We start from the raw sequence: 540 nt of genomic DNA, 5'->3' as shown, positions 1-540 counted from the left end.
GGCGTGGGCGCGCGCCACTGTGCAAGGGCAAAAAGGCACGGGGGCTTTTATGAGCCTCACCGCCAAAGATGGGGCCCAGCTGATCGGCGTGTCGTCGCCGGTGGCGGGCGTGGCTGAAGTGCATGAAATGAAAATGGACGGCGACGTCATGAAAATGCGCGCCGTGCCGTCACTTGATTTGCCTGCCGGCAAAAAGGTCGAACTCAAGCCAGGGGGTTACCACGTCATGCTGATGGACCTCAAAGCACCGCTGGCCAAAGACAGCACAATCCCCGTGACCCTGCTGTTCAAGGACGCCAAAGGTGTGGAAAGCAAGCTCGAGCTGAAGCTGCCGGTTGCCACTGCAGCTCCGGGAGCAGCCGGTGCCGCGGCCGAGCACAAGCACTGATTTGTGTTTGCCGGGTGCTAGTTGCGTTTGCCCGAGCCCAGGCGGCGGTAAACCGTGGCCCGGCTGACGCCGAGCGCTTTTGCGGCCTGCAGCACATTGCCGCGTGAATCGGTCACCGCCTTGCGGATCAAGGCGGTTTCGAGTTCTTTCAG

Annotated in this window: 2 protein-coding genes; one reads left to right on the top strand and one right to left on the bottom strand. The window is 61.9% G+C overall.

The window, feature by feature from the left end; all coding sequences use genetic code 11:
• The coding region (locus tag AC1DWI_RS25980) for a copper chaperone PCu(A)C (protein WP_477726303.1) at window positions 1–388 on the top strand (388 nt) is incomplete at its 5' end.
• A gap of 17 nt (window positions 389–405) precedes the next feature.
• Here the strand turns inward: AC1DWI_RS25980 and AC1DWI_RS25975 are convergent.
• A partial coding sequence (locus AC1DWI_RS25975; protein ID WP_477726304.1) for a helix-turn-helix domain-containing protein occupies window positions 406–540 on the bottom strand: 135 nt, incomplete at its 5' end.

It is taken from the genome of Polaromonas sp. P3_C2 (genome assembly GCF_056402675.1).
This window is presented reverse-complemented; position numbering and strand designations above follow the sequence as displayed.